Source organism: Rheinheimera sp. SA_1 (assembly GCF_001669775.1).
Classification (GTDB): domain Bacteria; phylum Pseudomonadota; class Gammaproteobacteria; order Enterobacterales; family Alteromonadaceae; genus Pararheinheimera.
This window is the reverse complement of record NZ_LXWK01000015.1, coordinates 497,184-522,798: the sequence shown is the minus strand read 5'-3', so window position 1 is coordinate 522,798 and position 25,615 is coordinate 497,184. Positions and strand designations below refer to the sequence as shown.

The following is a 25,615-nucleotide window of genomic DNA, read 5'->3' as shown; positions in this document are numbered from 1 at the left end:
GCGCCATGTCTGCAATTACGGCACCTATTATTACCTTAGAACAGGCTCGCGAGCTTGTGCAGTTGTTAGAAATGGAGCAGCAGGAAGCCGCAAACGAATTAGTGCAGGGGCTAGCGGTGCCGGGCTCCTCAGAATTGTTCGCTGAAGTTGGAAAATTAACCCGACAACTGCACGACTCACTAAAAAGTTTTCAAGTTGACCCTTCTATCGACAATTTGTTATCCGAAGACATACCAGATGCAAAACGCAGGTTGACCCATGTTATTGATATGACTGAGCAAGCTGCCAATAAAACGATGGACGCCGTCGAATCATGTTTACCTATTGCTGATAAACTGAACTCTGGGATCGGGCTAATTTTGCCTGATTGGCAGCGTTTAATGAAACGCGACCTAAAACTTGGTGAATTCAAAGAGTTATGCCATAGTCTTAATGATTTTCTGAATCAGGCATCCACGGATGCCAACGCGTTACAGGGTTCATTGACCGAAGTGCTGATGGCGCAGGATTATCAGGATTTAACCGGGCAAATTTTACGGCGTGTGATTGAACTGGTTCGTGAAGTTGAAGACAGTCTGATTGGCCTGTTAACGGCTTTTGGTCATACCAATTTGCCACAAGAAGACCGTCCCGTTGTGGTTAGAAAGCCCAAAGCCGGACATGAAGCCGAAGGCCCAATTATTGATGCCGAATTGCGTGATGATGTGGTATCAGGTCAGGACGATGTAGACGATTTATTATCGAGTTTAGGTTTCTAAGAGAGGTAGGCTAGCATGGGCTTTGATTTAGATGAGGACATTTTACAGGATTTCCTAGTCGAAGCCGGCGAGATCCTTGAGCTGTTGCAGGAGCAGTTGGTCGAACTAGAAAATAATCCCGACGATGCCAGCTTATTAAATGCAATATTTCGTGGTTTTCATACGGTAAAAGGCGGCGCCGGTTTTCTGTCGTTAACTGAATTAGTTGACGCTTGCCATGGTGCGGAAAACGTATTTGATATTTTACGCACCGGTAAAAGACGCGTCACATCCGAGTTGATGGACGTAATACTGCAAGCGCTTGATGCAATTAATGAAATGTTTGCCAATGTGCAAAATCGTCAGCCGTTAGAACCCGCATCCCCAGAAGTTTTACATGCTTTGCACCGCTTAAGCGAACCTGAGTCTGCCGATGAACAGCACCATGCTGCTGCACCAGAAATGAGTTTGGAAACTTTTGATGCAGCGGTTGAACTGGAAGTTGAGAGCGAAATTTCTGCCACTAATTCCGGTGACATCGATGACATCGATGAAGATGATTTTGAAAAACTGCTGGATGAATTACACGGCTCTGGTGCACCAGGCAGGACGCCAGTCGCAATTGAGACTAAACCTGCTCCAGTTAGTTTTACGCCCAGTGCCACCGAAGATATCACCGACGACGAATTTGAAGCAATTCTCGACCAATTGCATGGGAAAGGCTCGTTTGTTCCTGGCGAAACAGCCCCTGTTGCGGCTCCGGCTAAAACCACACCGGCGCCAGCGGCCGCAAAACCTGCCGCCAAAGCACCTGATGATATCAGTGATGATGAGTTTGAATCACTGCTCGATGAATTACATGGTAAAGGAAAAGCACCGGTAGGTCCGGCTGAAGCTGAAAAAGCTGTGGCTAAACCTGCAGCTCCGGTCGCTAAACCAGCGCCGAAAGCTGAAGTCGCTAAACCAGTTGAAACGCCAAAACCAGCAGCTCCGGCACCAGCTCCTGCGGCCGCCGCGAGTGCAGTAAAAGATCGTGATGGCGAAGACGGTAAAGGTGGCGGTAATGCTGCACAAGCCGACACCACAGTGCGCGTTGATACCAAGCGCCTTGATCAAATCATGAACATGGTGGGTGAGTTGGTACTGGTGCGTAACCGGTTAGTCAGTTTATCCGCCGTGGCGCAAAACGAAGAAATGAGTAAAGCCATTTCGAATCTGGATGTGGTGACTGCAGATTTGCAGGGCGCTGTGATGAAAACCCGGATGCAGCCGATCAAAAAAGTATTTGGTCGTTTCCCGCGGGTTGTTCGTGATTTAGCACGTTCGTTACATAAAGACATCAATCTGGTGCTAGAAGGCGAAGATACTGACCTGGATAAAAACCTGGTTGAGGCACTAGCCGATCCATTGGTCCACTTGGTGCGCAACTCGGTTGACCACGGTATTGAAATGCCGGATGTACGCGCTGCCAATGGCAAATCCCGAACTGGTTTGGTGAAGCTTGCTGCGCAACAGGCAGGTGACCATATTCTGTTAACGATTCAGGATGATGGCGCCGGTATGGATCCGGAAAAATTAAAAGCCATTGCGATTAAGCGTGGTGTACTTGATCCAGACGCAGCTGGCCGGATGTCGGACACTGAGGCATTTAACCTTATCTTTGCCCCGGGTTTCTCGACCAAAGAACAGATTTCGGATATTTCCGGTCGTGGTGTTGGTATGGATGTGGTGAAAACCAAAATCAACCAACTCAATGGTACTGTGCATATCCACTCGAAACTTGGTCAGGGCACTTTACTTGAAATCAAAGTTCCGCTGACGCTGGCAATTTTACCTACGTTAATGGTCATTGTCGGAAAACAACCTTTTGCTTTGCCATTGGCTACCGTCAGTGAAATTTTCCACCTCGACTTGTCAAAAACCAATACTGTGGATGGTCAATTGACCATCGTGGTACGTAATAAAGCAATTCCATTGTTTTATCTTGAGCATTGGCTGGTACGTGGTTCTGATCGGAAACTTCGCCGTGAACAGGGTCATGTCGTCATCGTACAGATTGGCACGCAACAGGTTGGTTTTGTGGTTGAAGCCTTAGTCGGTCAGGAAGAGGTGGTGATTAAACCGCTGGATGCCCTATTGCAGGGAACTCCTGGTATGGCCGGTGCAACTATTACTTCTGACGGTGGTATTGCGCTGATCCTCGACGTGCCAAACTTACTGAAGCATTATGCGAAAAAGTCGAAAATTAAGTTTGATCGGTTTAACAACTTAACTTCATAAGCGAGTCATCTATGTCGATCAGGGTGTTAGTGGTAGATGATTCGAGTTTTTTCCGTCGCAGATTGACGGAAATCCTGGCAGCCGATCCAGAATTACTGGTCATTGGCACTGCGAACAACGGTAAGGAGGCGGTCGAAAAGGCCGCTGAACTCAAGCCCGATGTCATTACCATGGACGTAGAAATGCCGGTGATGGATGGCATTCAGGCGGTGCGGGAGATTTTGAAAACTCAGCGAGTGCCGATCCTGATGTTCTCATCGTTAACTCACGCTGGTGCCAAAGCTACGCTGGACGCGCTGGATGCTGGCGCGGTCGACTTTCTGCCGAAGAAATTTGAAGATATCGCCCGCGACAAAGGTGAGGCGATTGAAGTGCTGCGTCAAAGGGTAAAAGCAGTGGCGCGACGCCGGTTGTTTGTCAGACCCGCAACGACAGCAACACCGCCGCCTGTTCGGCCTGCGGCATCAGCACTTGGCCGTACACCGCTGGCTCGCGCCGAGTTATTGCGCAGCACTGAGCGAACGGAACCGACCGAAGTGGCTAGTTCTGCAAACTTCAGACCTTCAGGTAAACAATATAAACTGGTTGCTATTGGTACATCTACCGGTGGTCCGGTTGCGCTGCAAACCATCATTACCGCTTTACCCGCAAATTTCCCGTTACCCATAGTTCTGGTACAGCATATGCCAGCAGCTTTCACTGGTGCTTTTGCCAGTCGGTTGAATTCATTGGCAAAAATTGAAGTCAAAGAAGCAGCAGACGGCGATATTCTGCGTCCTGGTGTGGCTTATCTGGCGCCAGGTGGCAAACAAATGTTGGTGGAAGGTTCTGATTCCCAGGCAAAATTGCGGATTAAAGACGACGACTCACCACGCATCACCTTTAAACCCAGTGTTGATATTACCTTTGGCACTGCAGCTAAAGTGTTTAGCGACAAAGTACTGGCTATTGTGCTTACGGGCATGGGGTCGGACGGGCGGGATGGTTGTCGGTTACTGAAACAATTTGGCTCTAAAATCTGGTCACAGGACGAAGCAAGTTGTGTGGTGTACGGCATGCCCCAAGCTGTCACCAGTGCCGGATTAGCCGATGCTGAGATAAATCTGGCCGATGTTGCCAGCAGATTGATCGCGGAAGTCGGGCATGGATAAGCTTGCATTTGCCGGGTTAATTCTTGGTTTGTTTTCAGTTGCCAGTGGTTACACTTTACATGGTGGCTTGTTGTCGACCTTGTTTGATTTACCGGCCTTGGTGATAGTGTTAGGTGGTACCTTTGGTGCGGTGATCTTTCAAACGCCGTTACCGCAATTTACCGTCGGCATCAAAATGTTGGGCTGGGTGTTTAAAGCGCAATATGTGCCGCTGAACGCCACAGTTGAACGTTTGATCAACTGGGGCACTGCAGCGCGCACCAACGGCTTTTTATCGCTGGAAGCCGAAGCGTTACAGGAAACTGATCCGTTTTTGCATAATGCATTGAATTTGTTAGTGGATGGTGTTGAACCCGCAATTTTGCAGGATGCGCTGGACGCGGAACTGACACTCGAACGCGAGCGGTTATTACGTTCTGCCAGAATTTATGAAGCAATGGGCGGCTACAGCCCGACGATTGGCATTATCGGTGCCGTGCTTGGCCTGATCCAGGCAATGCAGAATATCGACAAACCTGAACTGCTGGGGCACGGTATCGCCACCGCTTTTGTTGCGACAGTGTACGGCGTTGGTTTTGCAAATCTGGTGTTTATCCCGATTTCCAATAAGCTGAAAAGTATTGTGATCCAACGCACCTTGTACCAGGAATTAATTGTTGAAGGTGTTGTTTCTATCGCCAATGGCGAAAACCCGCGGGTGATTGAACGTAAACTTGCGGCTTACCGGGTCGGGTGATCTGATGTATCGCAGCAGAGATCGTTTTCAGGAGCATCAGGACAAAGATCCTTTGGATCGGTGGCTGGTGTCTTATGCTGATTATGTGACGCTGATGTTTGCGTTGTTCGTGGTGTTATATTCGTTGGCGATTGCCAAAGAAGAAAAATTTAAAACAATTTCCAGTACCTTATCGCAAGTATTTGAAAAACCAGTGAAGCCCGAGACTGGGGTCAAAGGCGATGATGTGTTAACTGACAATCAGCCCCGCAGCGATTACCAAAAGTTCGGCTCTTCTCTGGAGACGCCAACCGGCCCGGAAATTATGGCCGATGCCACCGAGCAGCCTGTACTTAAACAACCAGAATACGGTAACCCATTGGTTTCGTTGCAGGAGCAACTGACGCAGTCACTGGCTAATTTGATTGAGGAAGGCGTCGCGAAAGTTGAAAACGATGAAGACTGGCTCACTATTCAATTAAACAGTGGTCTGTTATTTCCAAGTGGCAGTGGCGTGCAAACTTCGTCAGCCTCGGTGTTGCTGGCCGAAATCGTGACTATCCTTAACCAGACCAATAACATTGTACGGGTACGTGGTTACACCGATAACCAGCCGATGAGCAATGAAATTTATGCGTCGAACTGGGAGTTGTCGATGGCAAGAGCCACGGCAATTTTAAGGGATTTACAACGGCTTGGAGTCCGGCCTGAACGACTGGCGGCGGAAGGTTACGGCGAATTTGCACCTTTTGCCGACAATGCCACCGCACAAGGTCGTGCCGAAAACCGCAAAGTGGTAATCGCTATTTCGAAATTTGCAGCCAGACCACTGCATGCGGCAAATTCTGTATCAGAAGTAACCACTATGCAGCAGGCGGCGGAAATTCTACAGGCTCCAGCTCAGACCGACGATGGCACTATCAAAGTCATCCGGCTGCCGCATGGCGGTATTAAGATTACTTCAGCAGCAGATGCTGAAGTTGATGCTACGAAGAAAAATAACGGGAATAATTAATTGGTCGTTTGGACTATTGCAAATCAAAAAGGTGGCGTCGGTAAGACGACCACAACGGTCACACTGGGTGCTCTGCTGGCAGGGCGCGGTCATCGGGTATTGCTTATTGATACCGATCCACATGCGTCATTGACCTACTACTTTGGCATCGATGCTGAAGAGCTGGAGAACAGTGTTTACGACATTTTCATCCGTGGCAAAAGTATTAGCAAAGAAGAGATCATGCAGTCGTTGTGTCCGAGTGGCATGACCGATTTGGATATTCTACCTTCATCAATGGCGTTGGCCACGTTAGACCGTTCCCTCGGTGATAAAGGCGGGATGGGGCTCATCCTGAAAAAAGCGCTGGCGAAAATCAGTGATGAATATGATTATGTGTTGATTGATTGTCCGCCGGTGATTGGCGTACTGATGGTGAATGCAATGGCGGCGTGCGACCGAATCCTGATCCCGGTGCAAACCGAATTTCTGGCGTTAAAAGGTTTAGATCGGATGCTGGCAACAATGCAATTAATGCAAAGTAATACCCAGCCTGGTTATCAGTTTACGATAGTGCCGACCATGTACGACAAAAGAACCAAAGCATCGCTGGAAGCCTATAAAGAGCTGAAAAGTAAATATCAGGATTTAGTCTGGTCGGCGGTGATCCCTATCGATACCAAAATGCGTGATGCCAGTCTGGCGCAGACGCCACCACCGGTATTCGCCCCGAAATCACGTGGGGTGTTTGCATACAATACATTGCTCACTTATTTATTGCAGTTGAACCCGGAGTCAGGCAATGAGTGAACTGGTCGCCAGTCAAAAAGTGATGCGGAATTATTTAAACGCATTGCTGACGGAAGAACAGGAACCCGAAGTCAGTGTGGTGGCTGAGGTTAAGAAGCAGCAGTTAAATCAGTTGCTTGCTACGGTTCAGCCAGAAAAACCAACAGTCGTGACCAAGGTCGCAGCGCCAGCATCGGTCAAAACTGAGCCGGTTCGGGCGAAAGTAATACCTGAAACCATTGTGGCAAAACCGGTTGTAGTTGTACCTTCGCCAGTACCTAAAGTTGTAGCTCCAGTGAGCACAGCAGCGGTGATTACGACGCCACCGCCAAAGGCCCCGGCGGCGACTGTGGTCAAAGAATACCGCTCCGGCCGCTTTCAGGCGCTGTTTTTCTCAGTGGCTGGATTAAAAGTAGCGTTGCCGTTAAAAGAACTGGGTGGCATTCATAAAATAACCACCTTAAACACCTTGCCTGGTAAACCAGCCTGGTACAAAGGTGTCATGTTATATCGGGAACAAAAGATTAATGTCGTCAACACGGCGATGTGGGTCATGCCAGAAAAATATGACCAAAATCTGGCAGAAACACTAAACTATCAATATGTTATTATGTTGGGTAAGAGTTCATGGGGCCTGGCCTGCGAATCATTGGTCAACACCGTAGCGTTAGAACAAGATGATGTGAAGTGGCGGGCCACTGAAGGGAAAAGACCCTGGTTAGCCGGATTGATAAAACAGCATATGTGTGCTTTGTTAGATGTAGAAGCGATGATTGCGTTGTTAGCGCAAGGCGCTGGCAGTTCTGACTGAGCATGGACCAAGGTTTGAGGTAGAGGAGCGATACATGAGTAATTTATTGGCGCAATCAGTAAAGACCAAAGAACAAAATGATCTGGTTTTACAATGGGTCACTTTTAAACTGCAGGAAGAAACGTACGGCATCAACGTGATGCAGGTACAGGAAGTACTGCGTTACACCGATATCGCCCCGGTGCCAGGCGCGCCGATGTATGTGATGGGTATTATCAATCTGCGTGGTAACGTTGTTACTGTCATTGATACCCGCGCCCGTTTTGGTTTACCGCCAACCGACGTTACTGAGAACAGCCGGATTGTCATTATCGAAGCTGATAAACAAGTGATCGGTATTCTGGTTGATAGCGTTGCTGAAGTGGTTTACTTGCGTGGTTCAGAAATTGATACGGCGCCAAACGTCGGTACTGACGAAAGTGCTAAGTTTATTCAGGGTGTATCAAACCGCGATGGCGAATTGTTGATTCTGGTTGATTTGAACAAACTACTCAGTGACGAAGAGTGGGACGAAATTACCAATATTTAACCGGTCGTATCCTGTGCCTCTGACGTTTGAATGGTTAACCATGGTTGTGATCCCGGCAGTAGCGATACTGCTGGTTGTTTTTGTTGTCTGGCAGCATAAATTGCAGCAGCGGCAAATTAGACAGCTGGCAGAACGTATTGCCAGTGTCAGTGCCCAGCAGCCCAATCAAAGTGCTGAACTCGATGAATTGCGCAGCGGGGTGATTGGCGTTGGCCAGCGTATTCTGCAATTAGAACAAGCTCTTCAAACCATTGAGTTTAATCAGCAAGCTCTGGCCAGTGAGCTGGAACAACTAACTGAACATCAGCAAAAAATCCAGTTATTTGACCCCGATTCCAGGCTCTACAGCCGTGCAGTGAAGATGGTGCAATTAGGTGCTGGTCTCGAAGAAGTGATGCGCGAATGTGAATTACCGCGCGCCGAAGCCGAACTTTTGATCAATCTGCATCGCCAGCAAACCAGTTAGCTCAAAGATCTCCGGTGAACCCTAATGAATAATGTTCAAATAGCAGAATTTTGATCTGAATCCTTCGATATTTTGACTCGCCTCCCAGTTACCCCAGAGTTCATCGGCAATGCTGTTACTTTTAACCGAGGTTTGATAAGCTGCAGGCTGTTGCAAGCTAAGCTATGGAATCTGCTTATGTTAAAAGTGCTGAGTGTGTTCGGAACCCGTCCTGAAGCAATTAAAATGGCCCCTTTGGTCAATTTGTTAAAACAAGATCCTGCGATAGAGAGCAGGGTCTGTGTGACAGGCCAGCATCGTGAAATGTTAGATCAGGTGCTGAAATTATTTCATATCGTCCCCGAATATGATTTGGCCATTATGAAAGCTGGCCAGGATTTATATGATGTTTCCACCAGTATCCTATTGAATATCAAGCCGGTACTCCGTGATTTCCAACCCGACATCGTGTTGGTGCATGGTGACACCAGCACCACTTTTGCTGCGGCACTGGCTTGTTATTATGAAAAAACCGCGGTTGGGCATGTAGAAGCAGGTCTGCGTACCGGCAATATCTACAGTCCATGGCCAGAAGAAGCCAACCGTCGTTTAACCGGTGCTATCACCACACTCCATTTCGCACCGACTTCAACTTCTGAACAAAATCTGTTATCTGAAAATGTCGACCCGGCCAAAGTGTTTGTCACGGGTAATACCGTCATCGATGCACTGCATCAGGTGGTTGCAAAAATTGATGCTGACAAAGCATTGTCTGCTGAATTTGCCAGCCGTTTCCCTTATGGTGCAGACGGCCGTCGGTTAATCCTGGTCACTGGCCATCGCCGCGAAAGTTTTGGTTCAGGTTTTGAAAACATCTGCGCCGCGCTTAAAACCATCGCCGAACGTTTCCCGGATGCTGATGTGGTGTATCCGGTACATTTGAACCCGAATGTGCGTGAGCCGGTATTCCGTTTATTAAGCAACTCGCCAAACGTGCATTTAATTGAGCCACAGGATTACCTGCCGTTTGTCTACTTGATGAGCCGCAGTTATCTGGTTTTAACCGATTCTGGCGGCATTCAGGAAGAGGCTCCATCTCTGGGCAAGCCGGTGCTGGTGATGCGTGATACCACAGAGCGGCCGGAAGCCGTCGCTGCTGGCACAGTGAAACTGGTTGGTACCGATGAAGCCGTGATTGTCAGTGAAGTCAGTAAATTGATGACCGACAGCCAATATTATCAAAGCATGAGTTTCGCCCATAACCCATATGGCGATGGCCAGGCTTGTCTTCGGATTACGGACGCCATTAAGCAGTATTTTAAACGTTAATCACCGATTGTTTCTGAACCGCACCGGCCTGGCCGGTGTTTTGGGTTTTTCTGGAAGGATTGTATGAAATATCAACAACAACAGCAGCTGTTACAAGCATCACCAAAAACTTGGTTGGTGACAGGCTGTGCCGGCTTTATCGGTTCAAATTTATTAGAAACTTTGTTAAAGCTGGATCAGACGGTCGTTGGACTCGACAATTTCGCTACCGGCCATCGGCATAATCTGGCTGAAGTGCAGAGTTTAGTCAGTGCTGCACAATGGCAACGTTTTACCTTGATTGAAGGCGATATCCGCGACTTATCTGCGTGTCAGCAAGCAGTGCAGGGTGTCGATTACGTGCTGCATCAGGCCGCTTTAGGATCGGTTCCACGGTCCATTAATGACCCTATTACCAGTAATGCCACCAATATCAGTGGTTTTCTGAACGTGTTACAAGCTGCCAAAGAAGCCGGTGTGAAAGGTTTTGTCTACGCAGCTTCCAGCTCCACTTATGGCGACCATCCGGCATTACCTAAAGTCGAAGCCAACATTGGCAAGCCGTTGTCTCCATATGCGGTGACCAAGTACGTTAACGAACTGTATGCTGATGTATTCTCGCGTTGTTATGGCTTTCACAGCACCGGCCTGCGCTATTTTAATGTGTTCGGACCGCGCCAGGATCCAAATGGCGCCTATGCGGCGGTGATCCCGAAATGGACAGCGGCGATGATCGCAGGCGAAGACGTTGCCATTAATGGTGACGGTGAAACCAGCCGTGATTTTTGTTTCGTTGCAAATGCGGTACAAGCCAATATTCTGGCAGCGACCACGCAACTGGACCAAAGTGAAGTGTTTAATGTAGCAGTTGGTGATCGCACAACGCTTAATGACCTGTTCCGATCCATTCAGCAAACGCTCAGCAAAAATGGTGTGTCATACGCGTCTTTGCCGGTTTACCGCGAATTCCGCGCCGGCGATGTCCGTCATTCGCAAGCTGATGTCAGTAAAGCAGGGCAGTTGCTTGGATACGTGCCAAGTCATACTTTAAGTGCCGGTTTAGACATCGCAATGCCGTGGTATATTAGCCACAATTGATTTATAGGCGTAGGCCTTCATACACAGGAAAGTTCATGAAAGTTACTGTTTTTGGGATTGGTTATGTTGGACTAGTGCAAGCCGCAGTGCTGGCTGAAGCTGGTCATCAGGTCTGTTGTGTTGACGTCAATCCCAAGCGGGTCGCTGATTTACAAGCCGGTATTATTCCGATTTATGAACCCGGCTTATCGGCTCTGGTGCAACAAGGTGTCGCGCAAGGTTTGCTGCAATTCACCACCGATGGCGCCGCCGGCGTCGCTTTTGGCGAATTGCAGTTTATAGCCGTGGGTACGCCGCCTGACGAAGACGGTTCTGCCGATTTAAAATATGTGTTAGCGGTTGCCAGTACCATTGCCACTCATATGGCCAGCCCGAAAGTGGTGATTAATAAGTCGACAGTACCAGTTGGCACCGGCGATAAAGTCAAAGCAGTGCTGACAACGACGCTTAAAGCCCGGCAGCAGGATATTCAGTTTGCGGTAGTTTCTAACCCGGAATTTCTCAAAGAAGGGGCGGCTGTCGCCGACTGCCAACGTCCGGATCGGATTATTCTGGGTACCGATAATCCTTGGGCAGAAAAACTGCTACGTGAGCTTTATATGCCGTTTAACCGCAATCACGATAAAATTATTGTGATGGATATCCGCAGTGCTGAACTGACCAAATACGCCGCTAACTGTATGCTGGCGACAAAAATCAGCTTTATGAACGAGATGTCGAATTTAGCCGAATTGCTGGGTGCTGACATCGAACAAGTCCGCCATGGTATCGGTTCTGATCCACGGATTGGTTATCATTTTATCTATCCTGGTTGTGGTTATGGTGGTTCCTGTTTCCCGAAAGACGTCCAGGCGCTGATTAAAACCGCAGAGCAAACTGGTTACAACACCCAACTGCTTAAATCAGTTGAAGCAGTCAACAACCAGCAAAAACACAAGCTGTTTGGCTTTTTACAGCAGCATTTCGCCGGTGATTTGCAAGGTAAAACTGTTGCTATCTGGGGTTTAAGTTTTAAACCCAATACCGACGATATGCGGGAAGCTTCCAGCCGGGTACTGATGGAAAGTTTATGGCAAGCCGGTGCAACAGTGCAGGCATTTGACCCGGAAGCGATGGAAGAAACGCAGCGTATTTACGGTTCCCGTGCTGACTTAAAGTTGGTTGGAACTAAAGAAGCTGCCTTGCAAAATGCCGATGTACTGGTTATTTGTACCGAATGGAAAAGTTTCCGTTCACCTGATTTTTCTGTGTTAAAACAACAGTTAAAGCAACCTGTGATCGTCGACGGCCGTAATTTGTTCGAACCATCGCGCTTAAAAGAGCAGGGGTTTATCTATTATGCGATTGGCCGTGGCGATAGTGTGATGCAGTTCTGAGCCCAATTTGATAAAAAAGCATGACGCTGTTAAGCGCATTACAATTAGCGCTGAATCTCATTGTAATAATTTAGTGTTTTTGTTGTTGAGTAATCTTTAACCGATAACAAAAGGTAACATGGAAAAGGCTCGCCTATCACTCGCTAAGGCGTGTAGAATGGCGGTCCTTTCTGAAATGGCAGGTATAGCCGTGATGCGCTGTGAAGCAGTGTGTTCAATATTTTGGCTGTGACTTTTCGGGAAAATGAAGATAGATTCTGGAGTAAAGCGTGTTGGATTTAGTTAAAAAGTTGATGCTGGTATTGGTTTTGCTTGGTTTTACGGTTCCTTCATATGCAGCCACACCGTCGCCGGCCATGATTGCGCAGTTGAAAAAACTGCCAAAATCTGAACAGATGAAAATCGCCAAACAATATGGTTTTGATCTTAATCAACTGGACGACAAAGCTAACGGCATTAAAGACGAAATAACGCCTGAACAAGAGTTGCCTGATCAACTTGAACCTGCCAACAAGTCTGACGACGAAAAAGAAGAGAAAGAAGAAAAAGACCCGACCATACCAGTGCGGTATGGCCTGAGTTTATTTGATTCAAGTATCAGTACATTTGCTCCTGTTGGCAATATACCTGTACCAGACTCCTATTTACTCGGTGCTGATGACGAACTTCTGATTCAAATTTTTGGTAAAGAAAATGCCGAAGAAAAGTTGGTGATTAACCGCGACGGTAGCATTCAAATCCCTGGGTACAATCCAATTCAAATTGCTGGTCTTTCATTTGCAAAAGCCAAATCATTGATTATCGACCGTGTTTCCAAACAAAATATCGGTGTTGATGTCGCGGTGAGTATGGGTAAACTCCGTACAATCACGGTGTTTATTGCCGGTGAAGCCAAATTCCCAGGAAGCTATACCGTATCTGCATTGGCTACATTGACGCAGACGTTGTTTGTCGCGGGTGGCGTTAGTGATATTGGCTCGTTGCGGGAGATTTCCGTGAAGCGAGCAGGGCAGGAAGTGGCAGCATTTGATTTGTACAAGCTGTTACTTAAAGGCGATTCAACTGCAGATATTCACCTGAAGCATGGTGATGTCGTATTCATCCCAGCTATAAAATCAATGGCTGAAGTGAATGGTGAAGTGCAACGACCGGCCTTGTATGAACTAAAATCGGGTGAGACCGTCGCTGATTTAGTTGAAATGGCAGGCGGCAGCAAAGCCGGCGCCTTTCCACGAAATGTGGTTATTGAAAGATTCAATGAACAAAACGTTCGCAGTTTGTTGAATCTGGATTTAACGAAGACAGCCGACAGACAGGCCTCTGTCCGTAATGGTGATGTATTGCGGATCGGTCAGACTTCAAAACGTGTTGAGCATCTTGTGACTGTTGCCGGTGCAGCAGTGCGGCCTGGACAATATGCCTGGGTGCCTGGGATCCGGGTTAATGATATTTTACGATCTTTGTGGTCTGATTTACATTTGACCGTAGATCTTGATTATGCACTGATCGTGCGTGAAAAATCAGAACTTGGCGATTTGCAGGTCATTCAATTTAATCTTGGTCGCGCTATTACAGAGCATGGCAGTACCGATAATATTGAATTATCAACCCGCGACCTGATCTTGGTATTTCATCATGGTGAAGAATCGTATAATCGGCCTGAACTGGACAAACTTCTTTATAGCCGGTTGATTAAACAGTATCCGGAGAAAAAGCTTTTTGCCAAAGTCGAACCTATATTTGACGACAAATTGCCACAGCCATTTTTGGTCGACGTATCAGCGCTTACAAGTCAGGCTTTTGCTGCAGTTTCTGAAAAATTACCCGTTGCTGTGAATCGTCCTGGTGTTTTGGTTGAGAAAACCAAAGAGCCGCAAAATTCGGCGCATAAAGCTTATTTGAAGTTTTTGATGCAGGATTTATTAAACAATGTGTTCAACGACGCTGAAGCGTTAAAACTTTCAGTGCACCTGACGCGAACTGAACTACTGTTTCCATTATTGCAAAGACTAAAACAACAAGCTCGCTTTAATGCAGCAACACAAATCGCAGCGGTATTTGGCGAAGTAAAACTGCCAGGTGAATATCCATTGCCGGTGAATGGTTCCGTAACTGATTTACTGATCGCAGCGGGTGGACTAAACGACAGTGCCTATTTAGAGAGAGCGGAACTAACCCGTTCCGTCAATCAAAAAGATGACCAGTCAGGCGTTCGTGTTCAGCATATTAATGTCAATCTGCTTGACGCTCTACAAGGAAGTTCTGAAGTCAAATTGTCTAGCCGTGACCGGCTGACTGTTTTTGCAGTTCCAGACTGGAATATAGAACGAACAATAACCATTAGCGGTCAGGTAAAATTCCCGGGGACTTATACTATTCAGCAAGGCGAGAAACTGTCACAAGTATTGGCCCGAGCTGGTGGTTTAACCAATGACGCTTTTGCAAATGGTTCAGTATTTACCAGAGAACAAATTCGTGAACAAGAAACGATGCAGCTTAACAAGCTGATGCAACAACTTCGATCAGATATAGCTGCAAAAAATTTGTCGGCAGAAAGTGATACCGCGCAAACAAAACCTGAAGATGCCATCGTAATGATCTCGGAAATTGAGAAAGCTAAGCCGATCGGTAGATTGGTCATCGATTTACCTTCTGTGTTAGTTGGCGATCCGGAATACGATTTGTTGGTTGAAGAAGGTGACGAATTATATGTGCCTTCAAATCAAACTACAGTTGCTGTAGTTGGAGAAGTTCAACATGCGTCAAGCCACCGTTTCCGAAATGGGATGACCGTACACGACTACCTCCAATTGGCCGGCGGGTTCAGAAAGCGTGCTGACGATGAGAGAGTTTATGTTATTCGGGCTGATGGCTCTGTGTTTGTACCAAATCAGTCGTCTTGGTTCGAGGTCTCCAATCAATCATTACAAGCCGGTGATACCATCGTTGTACCATTGGATACTGACTACACTACAAGCCTGTCATTGTGGTCTAAAGTCACCACGATTATTTCGCAAAGTATTGTTGCACTTGCTGCAATCAACAACACGGTTAATTAAGATTGGAAGTGTATAAAGTGGATGTAAAAGCGACTGCACAGAATAAGATCCCTCTTCAAATCGGTTTCTCGGAAATACTCGGCGAACTGTGGCGCTTAAAATGGTATGTAGTAATAGTGATGTTTTTCACTGCTGCTGCTTCGGTTTATTTCGCTTTACAAATGCCAAACATTTATAGAACTACCGTTGTTTTGGCGCCAGCTACAGAAAAAAAAGCCGGATTAGGTGGTCTTGGTAGTCAGTTAGGTGGTTTAGCTTCGCTTGCCGGCGTGAATTTGTCGGCATCTGGTGGTATCGATAAAACTGACTTAGCTATTGAGCTGTTAAAATCCAGACGGTTTTTGAGCCAATTTATCACCGAATATAAGCTGCTGATACCGATTATGGCTGCTAAGAATTGGGATCTGACTTCAGGTACTTTTATCTATGATGAAGATATTTATGATACCAAGAATAAACTTTGGGTTAGAGCCGCCATACCTCCGCGCAAACCAGAACCAAGCTTTGAAGAAGCGGCAGTTGAGCTGAGTGGATTGATGGACATCAGCAAGGATAAAATAACCGGAATGGTGAAAGTATCTATTGAACACCTGTCACCGGAGTTAGTGCAGTTATGGACGCAGCAGTTAATTATTGCGGTGAACAATGATATTCGCCAACGTGACATTCTGGAGGCGCAAAGTAGTTTAAAGTACCTGTCAGAGCAACTACAGGATACCAAAGTCGCAGAAATCAGAAACTCATTAGCGCAACTGATAGAAGAACAAACGAAGACTCTGATGATGGCGAATATTCGTGAAGAATATGTTCTGAAAGTTGTTGATCCTGCGTTTTTACCAGAGGAAAAAGTCAAACCCCGTCGGTCGATGGTAGTTTTGGTGTCAATGTTCAGTATGGGATTATTATTAATGATGGTGGGCTATGTGCGCATATTGTTGGCTGGCCGGGCAGAGTTAAAAGGGAGTTGATATGTATAATGTTGCACAGTTGAAAATCGCCATTATCGGCCTTGGTTATGTCGGATTACCACTGGCTGTGGAATTTGGTAAAAAGTTCTCCACTTTGGGTTTTGATATCAATAAAGGACGCATCGCCGAGCTGAAATCTGGTCAGGATCATACGTTGGAAGTAAGCCCGGAAGAACTGGCTGAATCAACCCAACTTACTTATAGCGCCGATTTAGAAGATTTACGGCATGCGAATTTTTATATCGTCACAGTTCCAACACCTATTGATCAGCATCGCCAACCCGATTTAACACCCCTGATTAAAGCTTCAGAAACACTTGGCAAAGTGATCAGCGCCGGTAATGTGGTGGTATTTGAATCAACGGTTTATCCAGGCGCGACTGAAGAAGATTGTATTCCGGTGATCGAACGGATTTCCGGTTTGAAATTTAACCAGGACTTTTATGCCGGTTACAGCCCGGAGCGAATTAATCCTGGTGATAAAGAACACCGTGTCACCACGATTAAAAAGGTCACTTCCGGTTCTACACCGGAAATTGCTGAGTATGTGGACGAAGTCTACCGCAGTATTATTACCGCGGGTACCTACAAAGCCTCCAGCATTAAAGTTGCTGAAGCTGCAAAGGTGATTGAAAACACGCAGCGTGATTTGAATATTGCATTAATTAACGAGCTGGCCGTCATTTTTAACCGGATGGGTATCGACACCGAAGAAGTGTTATTAGCTGCCGGTACCAAGTGGAATTTCCTGCCGTTCCGGCCAGGTCTGGTGGGTGGGCATTGTATCGGAGTGGATCCGTATTACCTCACGCATAAGGCGCAAGCCCTTGGTTATCATCCGGAAGTGATCCTGGCCGGACGTCGTATTAACGATGGTATGGCCAAGTATGTGGTGTCGCAGTTGGTGAAGCAGATGATTAAACAACAGATTACTGTTTCTGGAGCCAAAGTGTTGGTTCTGGGTCTGACGTTTAAAGAAAATTGTCCGGATATCCGTAATACCAAAGTGGTGGATATTTTGGCTGAGCTTAAAGAATACGGTATGCAGCCTGATGTGTTTGACCCTTGGGTAGATGCGCAGGAAGCACAGCATGAATATGGTCTGACACCGGTCGCCGCGCCTGTGCAAGGTAGTTACGACGCAGTGATTCTGGCCGTGGCACATCAGCAATTCCGTCAACTGGCAGCCAGCGGCATTCGTGCTTTTGGTAAAACCGACCACGTGCTGTACGACTTAAAATATGTGCTGAGCGTTGACGAAAGCGACTTACGTTTGTAAGAACAGGTAACAGCAGACTTACCGTTGTAAAGCTTTGACAGAAAGAGAGTAAATTTGAAAATTTTAGTGACGGGCGGAGCCGGTTTTATCGGTTCTGCACTGGTTCGGTATATCATTCAACAGACGAATGATTCAGTGATGAATCTTGATAAGCTGACTTATGCCGGCAATTTGCAGTCGCTGGCCGATGTTAGCAGCAATCCTCGGTATAGCTTTGTACAGCTTGATATCACACAGAGCGCCAGCGTGTCAGAAGTGCTGCAATCTTATCAACCGGATCTGATGATGCATCTGGCCGCAGAGAGCCATGTTGACCGCTCTATTGATGGCCCGGCTGACTTTATTCACACCAATATTGTTGGCACTTACAGCTTGCTTGAAGCGTGCCGCCAGTATTGGCAGAGCCTCAGTCCGGAACGCCGTCTGACATTTCGTTTCCATCATATTTCGACCGATGAAGTGTATGGCGATTTGCATGGCAGTGACGATTTGTTCACCGAGCAAACACCTTATGCGCCAAGCAGCCCGTATTCTGCTTCAAAAGCGGCCAGTGACCATTTGGTTCGCGCCTGGCACCGGACTTATGGTTTGCCAGTGGTCATTACCAATTGTTCAAACAATTATGGCCCTTATCATTTTCCGGAAAAACTGATCCCGCTGATTATCCTGAATGCACTGGCTGGTAAACCGTTGCCGGTATATGGCAAAGGCAATCAAATCCGCGATTGGCTTTATGTCGAAGATCACGCCATAGCTTTGTATCAGGTAGTGACACGCGGCGGTATTGGCGAGACCTATAACATCGGTGGCCATAACGAAAAGCAGAATATCGAAGTGGTTGAAGCAATCTGTAGCTTATTAGAAGAACTCGCGCCGCAAAAACCTGCTGGTATCAGCCATTATCGGGATTTGATCACCTATGTCACTGACCGGCCAGGCCATGATCTGCGTTACGCGATTGATGCCGGCAAGATTGAATCCGAGTTAGGCTGGAGACCGCAAGAAACATTCGAAAGTGGCTTACGCAAAACCGTATTGTGGTACCTGCAGCACCCGGCTTGGTCACAGGCGGTGTTAAACGGTAGTTATCAGCTTCAGCGGCTTGGTGCAGGAAATCAACAATGAAAGGTATCATTCTGGCAGGTGGCTCAGGCACCAGGTTATATCCGATTACCCAGGGTATTTCCAAGCAGTTGCTGCCGGTGTATGACAAACCGATGATTTATTACCCGTTGTCGGTGCTGATGTTGGCCGGCATTCGCGATATTTTAATCATTACCACACCCGAAGATCAGGCTTCCTTTACCCGTTTGCTCGGTGATGGCAGCAATTTTGGTATTGCACTGACCTATGCCGTGCAGGACAGTCCTGATGGATTGGCGCAAGCTTTTCTGATTGGCGAATCCTTTATTGGTAACGATGCGGTTTGTCTGGTGTTAGGCGACAATATTTTTTACGGTCAAGGGTTTAGTCCGAAATTGCAGCGTGCGGCCAGCCGTAAGACCGGCGCTACTATCTTTGGTTATCAGGTCAAAGATCCGCAGCGCTTTGGTGTGGTGGAGTTTGATAAAGACCAAAAAGTGTTGTCGCTGGAAGAGAAACCGCTGAAACCCAAGTCAAATTATGCGGCGACCGGTTTGTATTTTTATGACAATAACGTCATTGATATTGCTAAATCAATCCAACCTTCGGCGCGTGGCGAGCTTGAGATCACCTGCGTGAATCAGGCCTATTTGGATCTCGGACAATTACAGATGGAAATGCTGGGGCGTGGATTTGCCTGGCTGGACACCGGCACACATGAAAGTCTGCTCGAAGCCAGTATGTTTGTGCAAACCATTGAACACCGCCAGGGATTTAAAATTGCCGCGCTGGAAGAAATTGCCTACAACCAGGGCTGGATTGATCTGCAGCAGTTGCTCGTTCGCGCCAATCTGATGGCAAAAAACAGTTATGGCCAGTATTTAATGGATTTAGTGCAGTGATGAATATTCCGGTAAACCGACCTTATCAGCCGCCTTTTGCAGAGTATCAAAAATACCTGGAACAAGCCTATGCCCGTAATTGGCTGACCAATAATGGCCCGCTGGTGCAACAGCTGAAAGAACGGCTGGAGGATTGGCTCGGCGTCAAAAACTTGTTGTTAGTTGCCAATGGGACTCTGGCCATGCAACTGGCTTATCGGGCGTTGCAGGTTAAGACTGCCGCATTGACCACACCTTTTACCTTTATTGCCACCAGCAGCTCGTTACAGTGGGAAGGGATCCGGCCGGAATTTGCCGACATTGAACCTGGTAGTTTCAATTTAGATCCCAAAGATGTACTGGCACGTTTGCATCATGATATTACCGCAGTTGTCCCGGTTCACGTGTACGGCAATCCCTGTGATGTGCATGCTTTTGAAACAATCCGCAAAGAGCACGGCCTGAAAGTAATTTATGATGCTGCGCATGCCTTTGGTATCAAAGTGGACGGCCAGAGTGTGCTGAATTTTGGTGATGCGTCAACGCTCAGTTTTCATGCGACGAAAGTGTTTCACACCATCGAAGGTGGGGCCGTAGTCTTTGCCGACGCTGACGCCTATGCAGCAGCAGAAAAAATGACTAATTTTGGCATTGATACGCGAATTGGCAGCATTGGCGGTCCTGGTATCAATTGCAAAATGAGTGAAGCACACGCAGCGATGGGTTTAGCAGTACTGGATAATATTGACACTGTGCTGGAGAAACGTCAGGCAAATTTCTGTTTATATCAAAGCTTATTGAAGGACGTAGTCACACTGCCACTCTGGCATACTTCAGGTAATTTTAACGGAGCCTATTTCCCGATTTTGCTGCGAAGTGCCGGGGAAGCGACCGTAGTTTTCAACGCCCTTGCCGCAAAAGGAATCGCTGCGCGCCGTTATTTTTCGCCTTCAATCAACACCTTAGCGGATTATCAATATCCAGGTATGAAAACTTGTGTGGTGTCGGAAGATTACGCCAGCCGTACCTTGTGTTTGCCGTTGTATTTCGATTTAGCGGCAACTGAAATAACATACATCTGTGATGCCGTCAGGCAGAGCCTCTGATATGGCTTTGTCAACCTGCGAACAGTTGTCGGCAAAGGGGCTTGCCCGCCTAGGCGATCCGGTGCATATTTCAGATAAAGACAGTTTTTATGATTGTAGCCAGATCACGATTGGCAATCATGTCCTTACTGACGATTTTGCCGTGCTATTCGCCGGGGAGGGTTGCATTGAACTTGGCAACTATTCCCATATTGCCCTGTATAGTAAAACCAATCTGGCAGATGATTTTAATTTCACATCCCGAGTCTTAATTCATCGCTTAAGTGATGACTATCCCGCTGTGACCATGTTTGAAAGCGCCGCTACGAAGGTTGTTAGTCACGATTGTCAGACGTTTTCACTACCTGCGTGTTTTTTTAAACTGCGTAAGACTGGTTTATTCGCTTTAAGCCAAAAATTCGAAAGCATTGGCGACAGCTAATGAGCTTTTTAAGTTGATGCCGATGTCTACAAAAATAATGAATTCAGTAATTTGGAATTCTGGAAGCCAACTGTACATGGCTCTGGTAGCCATCATGGTTATCCCGGTATTTACAAACTTTTTCGGACCTTCAGTTTATGGCCTGATCGCATTTTCAGTTCTGCTTCAGTCCATAATGAATATGTTGGATTTAGGTTTTTCTGCGTTACTTAGCAGAGAATCTTCGAGATACCGCTCTGGGATAGGCGAAGCTGCATTTTTTAAGTCACTTCTTCATCATTTAAAGAAAATTTTCCTGATCTTAGCTGTTTTTATTTTTTCCTTGTTCTTTTTTGGATCCGATTTTGTTGCAAAGGTATGGTTAAATTCTGATGATTTAGAACCGCAACTTGTAAATCATTGTATTCAGTTAATCGCCTTAATTTTGTCCTTGAGATGGATATGTATTTATTATCGATCTCTGGTTTTTGGTTTGGATGCGCTACGTTGGCTAGCTGTTTTTAACGTTAGTATCACTACTCTGAAATTTTTGGTGATAATTCCTCTCATGTATTTTTGGGATTTCACGATTGTTGAGTATTTTGCTTATCAACTCATGATCCAGTTATTCGAATTAGTTTTGTTAGTTGCCAAAACAAATAAACTTTTAAATTTTGCGGATTCGATTGAAGTTCGACCTTTGTCAAAAGCTGAATATGCTCAGACGTTTAGCTTTTGTATCGCAGTTGGCGTTTCGACATTACTGTGGATTGCAACCACACAGGTCGATAAAATTTATGTTTCCGCTATGTCTGAACTTGCTGATTTTAGCTTTTTCTACATCGCGGTTACTGTCGCCGGAGTGATTACAGTCATGACTGCTCCAATGATTAATGCCGCCTTACCAAAGGTAACGATACTTTATTCCAGTGGCAGCTTCGAGGCAATTAGTCATATTTTTGGAATTTTACTCACTTCTGTGACTGTCCTCGTACTGCCTACTTGCGCCATAACCTTTTTGTATGGTGCAGAATTGTTATCCATATGGTCGAATGAACCGGACTTTGTGGCTCAAGTTAATCCGATACTTAAATGGTATGTGTTAGGTAATTCCGTATTGGCAATAGCATCAGTTTCTTATGTACTTAATTTTGCCGCTGGCGATTTGCGATTACGCAACCTTAGTTCACTGTTCTTGTTGGTCTGTATTGTCGTCTCTGCTCCAATAGGGATTTATTTTGCAGGTGTAGAAGGTTGCTCATGGGCCTGGTGTATTTCTGTTATTATTTATTTCTTCGTTTGGCAACCGGTTCTGATTGGTAAGTTTTCCAAGTTTGCATTTCGTAATTACGTGTTTGTCGATTTTGTCCCAGCGATTTGCGCGGTCACGTTGATAAGTTATGTTCTTGAATATTCAAACCTTGCTTTAAAAGGAACTGCTGAGGTTGTAGTTACAACTAGCGCAATTTGGGTTTTTCTAACTTTGATTGCGGCATTGTCTTCGAAAACATTTCGTAAATTTATTGAACATTGGATCAAATCACATTATGCATAAACCATTGATTAGTATTTGTATTGTCACTTATAACCAAGTCAATTATATCCGGCGTTGCATTCAGAGCATTGTTGAACAGGTGGTTGACTGTGATTTTGAAATTATCGTTGGTGATGATTGCTCAACGGATGGGACCAGTGATGAACTGCTATCAATGCAAAAAGAGCATCCGGAACTCATCCGGGTTATTCGGCACGAAGTGAATGTTGGTCCTATAGGCAATTATTTCTCTGTGCATAACCCAGCCCAAGGTAAATATATTGCCCATTTGGATGGCGATGACTATGCACTGCCAGGCAAACTTCAAGCATTAAAATCCTATCTCGATGATAACTCTGACTGTAATATCGTTTGGCACCGGATGGTGGTCCTTAATGAGAAGGGACAAACTGCACTGGGTATGCCAGTTGTGCCCTTGAAAGAAATCACAGGGCAAGATCGATTTTACTTTGCGGATTTAGCTAAATTTTATGGAATGACCGGTTGTCATTCCGGAAGTATGTATCGGGCAAGTGCAAAATCGCTCACCGTCTGTGATAAGCCGACCATCGATTATTACATCACTCTCACCTTTGTAAAAAATGGTGGTTATGCTGCCTACATTGATGAACCTTATGGTGTTTACCGTTTCTTCAGCCAGGATCAGACGCTAACTCGTCAAAAAGGCGGAATGTATGTCGGTATTGCAAAGTTAGACTTTATGACATTGATGTTGAAGGAAAATCCGGAACTTAAACGCGCATTTGCAGCACAGGCTCTTTTTGAAGTGTTCACGCGATTATATTTAAGACATCCATTAAAAATGAAGTTTATAAAGTTATTTATCTCGTGCAAGGCGCTGCCTCGATTTACTGATTTGGTCTTGATTTGGAAGATTTTTGATTCGAGTCGAATTAAAAATCTGAATAAAGCTTTTGAACGTGGTACGGATTTAAATGTATAGCGTTTCGCAAGAGTTTGAAAAAAAATTCTTATCTTTTGTTGCAGCATTTATTTTTGCAACGGCATTTTTGCTTATAGATTGGGAAGCGCTTCAGGGAATTCGGTTTGAAGACCGTGGCATTTATTTTTACATGTTTCAGGGTAAACCTGATGTAGAAGTTGATTTTAGCAAAGAAACCTTTTTCTTCTTCCTATTTAATGAGCAACTCTGGAACAAAGGGGTTCGTTGGTTAAACACGTCTGTTGGGCTGTCACTCAATGAAATATTTGGTGCCGTTACATTTTTAACTGCATTCTCCTACAGTTATTTTATAGCTTCCAGAGTCGGTTTGTTAGGTATTATTTTTTTGATTAATCCTATCTTTGTCGATTTGGCATGTTCGCAGCTTCGAATGGCTGCGGCAATGGTTCTTTTACTTTTTGCTTACAACGTTAAGGTGCGATTTTTAATATTTTTATTAGTTTGTGCAGCATTCTTTATCCATACTGCAACATTTTTATTCGCTTTTATCGCATTTGCGGTTTACTTAGTTATTAAATGGTCGGAAAAGTATGAATTTCAGAACATCGTATCATGCATGTTACTCGTGTTTACTGGCTTTCTTGTTGCCTTAACTGTAGGACCGCTACGCGGTTGGATTTTAGGTTATTTGGGCGATAGACGTGTGAATTACGATGTAGATGCTTCGAATTGGTCTTACGCTTCGATATGGGTTTTTATCCTGGCTATGTGTTATTTTCAGGAAAGAAGATTCTTCCGAGATTACTCTAATGCAATAGCAGTAACATTTCTGTCAGTGTTCGTGTTTTGTACAGTGTTTTCAGTCTATGGTTTACGCTTTTTGTCTGCAGCTTTGCCTTTCATTTTTGTTTCATTATTTAGATTTGGTTCTGTTGAAAAACCTTTGGTTATTCTCACATTTATGGCTTTTTCAATAGTCCAATGGATTTATTGGGTACGTTAAATGAATATTATGTTTTTGGTTAGCTCACTCCAGTTTGGCGGCGCCGAGCGTGTTGCAACAACACTTTGTAATGCTTGGGTCAAGCGTGGGCATCAGGTGACGTTGGTCGCGACTTATGCTGGGGTAGACCCATGTTTTTTCACTCTGGAACCTGCCATCGAATTAAAGTATCTGGCCAATGACCTTCACTGTATGTTCGGTAAGTCAACACTGTCATTTGCAAGGCTATACAAATTACGGCAAATGATCCGTCACGCTCAACCGGATGTTGTGGTGTCTTTTTTACCCAGTGCAAATATAATGGCAATATTGGCGACAGTCGGGCTTCGAGTACCCGTCATTGTCAGTGAACGGACCGACCCAGAGTTTTTTCCACAGCCGTTATTGTGGAAAAAGCTCTGTAAGTATTTGTATCAGTACGCAGATGTGCTCACAGTACAAACCGATGCTGTCGCCAAAAAAGTGCCAAAGTTATTCAATAACATTAGCCAAATCAGAGTTGTCGCAAATCCGCTACCGTTCTCACGCTCAGAGTATCGGAAATCCGCATTATCAATCGGCAAGACGGTTGTCAGCCTAGGGCGACTGACCGCAAGTAAACAGACAGAACACGTGATTAATGCATTTGCTGCTGTAGCTGAATTATTTCCGGATTGGCAGTTAAACATCTACGGTGATGGCCCATGTCGACAAAATCTAGAAGATTTAATCCGTCAGTCTTCATGTCAGTCGCAAATCAAGCTCTGTGGAGATACTAAGGAACCATGGAATAAACTTGTAGACGCCGATATTTTTATGATGACATCGTGTTTTGAAGGCTTTCCAAATGCCCTGCTGGAAGCCTTGGGTCTGGCGGTTCCAGCAATTGTTTACGATTGTCCAAGCGGACCTGCCGAGATCACTGAACGCGGATTAATTGCTAGGTTAGTACCTCTAAATGAACAATCAACACTCACTGAAGTGTTACGTGAACTGATGGCTAATGACGATACTCGGATCCAATTAGGTGTCGTTGCAGAGGAGGCTGTCCATGGTAAATACAATTTGGAAACAGTGGTGCTAGTCTGGGAAGAGATTTTTCAAAGCCTACAGTAAACAGCTGGATGCTCGGTTTTCCTGAAGATCCTTTGCTTTTCTGGATAAT

The 25,615-nt window shown here is 45.8% G+C and carries 23 protein-coding genes; all 23 read left to right on the top strand.

Annotated features, from left to right (window positions below; translation table 11 throughout):
* Positions 1-5: 5 nt before the first annotated feature.
* The 23 genes from A5320_RS09610 (at position 6) to A5320_RS09500 (ending at position 25,566) form a co-directional block, all read left to right on the top strand.
* Positions 6-758 carry a protein phosphatase CheZ gene (locus A5320_RS09610; RefSeq protein WP_068063819.1) on the top strand — a complete coding sequence of 251 codons (753 nt, stop codon included), beginning with the start codon at positions 6-8 and terminating at the stop codon, positions 756-758.
* Between the two features lie 15 nt (positions 759-773).
* Entirely contained in the window at positions 774-3,017 is a 2,244-nt protein-coding gene (locus tag A5320_RS09605; protein WP_068063818.1) for a chemotaxis protein CheA, read from the top strand.
* An 11-nt stretch (positions 3,018-3,028) separates the two neighbouring features.
* On the top strand, positions 3,029-4,168 hold the full coding sequence (locus A5320_RS09600; protein ID WP_068063816.1) for a protein-glutamate methylesterase/protein-glutamine glutaminase: 1,140 nt from the start codon (positions 3,029-3,031) through the stop codon (positions 4,166-4,168).
* A complete protein-coding gene (locus A5320_RS09595; RefSeq protein WP_068063814.1) occupies positions 4,161-4,904 on the top strand; it encodes a flagellar motor protein in 744 nt (247 codons plus the stop codon). The genes A5320_RS09600 and A5320_RS09595 overlap by 8 nt, the downstream gene beginning before the upstream one ends.
* Before the next feature lie 4 nt (positions 4,905-4,908).
* Complete coding sequence (locus tag A5320_RS09590; RefSeq protein WP_068063812.1) at positions 4,909-5,898, top strand: OmpA family protein; 990 nt, start codon at positions 4,909-4,911, stop codon at positions 5,896-5,898.
* Entirely contained in the window at positions 5,899-6,687 is a 789-nt protein-coding gene (locus tag A5320_RS09585) for a ParA family protein (protein ID WP_068063811.1), read from the top strand.
* Positions 6,680-7,477, top strand: a complete 798-nt coding sequence (locus A5320_RS09580) for a chemotaxis protein CheW (RefSeq protein ID WP_068063808.1) — start codon at positions 6,680-6,682, stop codon at positions 7,475-7,477. Before A5320_RS09585 ends, A5320_RS09580 begins: the two co-directional genes overlap by 8 nt.
* A gap of 34 nt (positions 7,478-7,511) precedes the next feature.
* Complete coding sequence (locus tag A5320_RS09575; protein WP_068063806.1) at positions 7,512-8,006, top strand: chemotaxis protein CheW; 495 nt, start codon at positions 7,512-7,514, stop codon at positions 8,004-8,006.
* Between the two features lie 13 nt (positions 8,007-8,019).
* Entirely contained in the window at positions 8,020-8,472 is a 453-nt protein-coding gene (locus tag A5320_RS09570; RefSeq protein ID WP_269454635.1) for a DUF2802 domain-containing protein, read from the top strand.
* Between the two features lie 177 nt (positions 8,473-8,649).
* Entirely contained in the window at positions 8,650-9,780 is a 1,131-nt protein-coding gene (gene wecB, locus A5320_RS09565; protein ID WP_068063803.1) for a non-hydrolyzing UDP-N-acetylglucosamine 2-epimerase, read from the top strand.
* Positions 9,781-9,843: 63 nt separating this feature from the next.
* Entirely contained in the window at positions 9,844-10,857 is a 1,014-nt protein-coding gene (locus A5320_RS09560) for an SDR family oxidoreductase (RefSeq protein WP_068063801.1), read from the top strand.
* A gap of 35 nt (positions 10,858-10,892) precedes the next feature.
* Positions 10,893-12,233 (top strand): UDP-glucose dehydrogenase family protein, encoded by a 1,341-nt coding sequence (locus tag A5320_RS09555; protein ID WP_068063800.1) that lies wholly within the window; start codon positions 10,893-10,895, stop codon positions 12,231-12,233.
* Positions 12,234-12,502: 269 nt separating this feature from the next.
* Positions 12,503-15,292, top strand: a complete 2,790-nt coding sequence (locus A5320_RS09550; protein ID WP_068063798.1) for an SLBB domain-containing protein — start codon at positions 12,503-12,505, stop codon at positions 15,290-15,292.
* Positions 15,293-15,300: 8 nt separating this feature from the next.
* The gene (locus A5320_RS09545; protein ID WP_231916721.1) at positions 15,301-16,260 is read left to right on the top strand and encodes a Wzz/FepE/Etk N-terminal domain-containing protein; all 960 of its coding nucleotides are present in this window, start codon (positions 15,301-15,303) and stop codon (positions 16,258-16,260) included.
* Between the two features lies 1 nt (position 16,261).
* The gene (tviB, locus tag A5320_RS09540) at positions 16,262-17,539 is read left to right on the top strand and encodes a Vi polysaccharide biosynthesis UDP-N-acetylglucosamine C-6 dehydrogenase TviB (protein ID WP_068063797.1); all 1,278 of its coding nucleotides are present in this window, start codon (positions 16,262-16,264) and stop codon (positions 17,537-17,539) included.
* A 54-nt stretch (positions 17,540-17,593) separates the two neighbouring features.
* Complete coding sequence (rfbB, locus tag A5320_RS09535; RefSeq protein WP_068063795.1) at positions 17,594-18,664, top strand: dTDP-glucose 4,6-dehydratase; 1,071 nt, start codon at positions 17,594-17,596, stop codon at positions 18,662-18,664.
* Entirely contained in the window at positions 18,661-19,524 is an 864-nt protein-coding gene (rfbA, locus tag A5320_RS09530; RefSeq protein ID WP_068063793.1) for a glucose-1-phosphate thymidylyltransferase RfbA, read from the top strand. The genes rfbB and rfbA overlap by 4 nt, the downstream gene beginning before the upstream one ends.
* Positions 19,524-20,609: a DegT/DnrJ/EryC1/StrS family aminotransferase gene (locus A5320_RS09525; protein ID WP_068063791.1), complete on the top strand. Its 1,086-nt coding sequence runs from the start codon at positions 19,524-19,526 to the stop codon at positions 20,607-20,609. Before rfbA ends, A5320_RS09525 begins: the two co-directional genes overlap by 1 nt.
* A gap of 1 nt (position 20,610) precedes the next feature.
* Positions 20,611-21,030 carry a hypothetical protein gene (locus A5320_RS09520; RefSeq protein ID WP_068063790.1) on the top strand — a complete coding sequence of 140 codons (420 nt, stop codon included), beginning with the start codon at positions 20,611-20,613 and terminating at the stop codon, positions 21,028-21,030.
* A gap of 16 nt (positions 21,031-21,046) precedes the next feature.
* Complete coding sequence (locus A5320_RS09515) at positions 21,047-22,564, top strand: lipopolysaccharide biosynthesis protein (RefSeq protein WP_082971653.1); 1,518 nt, start codon at positions 21,047-21,049, stop codon at positions 22,562-22,564.
* Positions 22,557-23,507: a glycosyltransferase family 2 protein gene (locus A5320_RS09510; RefSeq protein WP_068063787.1), complete on the top strand. Its 951-nt coding sequence runs from the start codon at positions 22,557-22,559 to the stop codon at positions 23,505-23,507. The genes A5320_RS09515 and A5320_RS09510 overlap by 8 nt, the downstream gene beginning before the upstream one ends.
* Entirely contained in the window at positions 23,500-24,471 is a 972-nt protein-coding gene (locus A5320_RS09505) for a hypothetical protein (protein WP_068063785.1), read from the top strand. The genes A5320_RS09510 and A5320_RS09505 overlap by 8 nt, the downstream gene beginning before the upstream one ends.
* Complete coding sequence (locus A5320_RS09500; protein WP_068063784.1) at positions 24,472-25,566, top strand: glycosyltransferase family 4 protein; 1,095 nt, start codon at positions 24,472-24,474, stop codon at positions 25,564-25,566. It abuts the gene before it with no gap.
* Positions 25,567-25,615: the final 49 nt, after the last annotated feature.

Excerpts from the sequence above, each read along its gene's own strand:
- A5320_RS09510 (WP_068063787.1), top strand. The coding sequence starts at position 22,557 with ATGCATAAACCATTGATTAGTATTTGTATTGTCACTTATAACCAAGTC.
- A5320_RS09600 (WP_068063816.1), top strand. The coding sequence starts at position 3,029 with ATGTCGATCAGGGTGTTAGTGGTAGATGATTCGAGTTTTTTCCGTCGC.
- tviB (WP_068063797.1), top strand. The coding sequence starts at position 16,262 with ATGTATAATGTTGCACAGTTGAAAATCGCCATTATCGGCCTTGGTTAT.
- A5320_RS09590 (WP_068063812.1), top strand. The coding sequence starts at position 4,909 with ATGTATCGCAGCAGAGATCGTTTTCAGGAGCATCAGGACAAAGATCCT.
- A5320_RS09520 (WP_068063790.1), top strand. The coding sequence starts at position 20,611 with ATGGCTTTGTCAACCTGCGAACAGTTGTCGGCAAAGGGGCTTGCCCGC.
- A5320_RS09575 (WP_068063806.1), top strand. The coding sequence starts at position 7,512 with ATGAGTAATTTATTGGCGCAATCAGTAAAGACCAAAGAACAAAATGAT.
- A5320_RS09580 (WP_068063808.1), top strand. The coding sequence starts at position 6,680 with ATGAGTGAACTGGTCGCCAGTCAAAAAGTGATGCGGAATTATTTAAAC.
- A5320_RS09525 (WP_068063791.1), top strand. The coding sequence starts at position 19,524 with ATGAATATTCCGGTAAACCGACCTTATCAGCCGCCTTTTGCAGAGTAT.
- A5320_RS09605 (WP_068063818.1), top strand. The coding sequence starts at position 774 with ATGGGCTTTGATTTAGATGAGGACATTTTACAGGATTTCCTAGTCGAA.
- A5320_RS09560 (WP_068063801.1), top strand. The coding sequence starts at position 9,844 with ATGAAATATCAACAACAACAGCAGCTGTTACAAGCATCACCAAAAACT.
- A5320_RS09515 (WP_082971653.1), top strand. The coding sequence starts at position 21,047 with ATGCCGATGTCTACAAAAATAATGAATTCAGTAATTTGGAATTCTGGA.
- wecB (WP_068063803.1), top strand. The coding sequence starts at position 8,650 with ATGTTAAAAGTGCTGAGTGTGTTCGGAACCCGTCCTGAAGCAATTAAA.
- A5320_RS09555 (WP_068063800.1), top strand. The coding sequence starts at position 10,893 with ATGAAAGTTACTGTTTTTGGGATTGGTTATGTTGGACTAGTGCAAGCC.
- A5320_RS09505 (WP_068063785.1), top strand. The coding sequence starts at position 23,500 with ATGTATAGCGTTTCGCAAGAGTTTGAAAAAAAATTCTTATCTTTTGTT.
- A5320_RS09595 (WP_068063814.1), top strand. The coding sequence starts at position 4,161 with ATGGATAAGCTTGCATTTGCCGGGTTAATTCTTGGTTTGTTTTCAGTT.
- A5320_RS09610 (WP_068063819.1), top strand. The coding sequence starts at position 6 with ATGTCTGCAATTACGGCACCTATTATTACCTTAGAACAGGCTCGCGAG.
- A5320_RS09500 (WP_068063784.1), top strand. The coding sequence starts at position 24,472 with ATGAATATTATGTTTTTGGTTAGCTCACTCCAGTTTGGCGGCGCCGAG.
- rfbA (WP_068063793.1), top strand. The coding sequence starts at position 18,661 with ATGAAAGGTATCATTCTGGCAGGTGGCTCAGGCACCAGGTTATATCCG.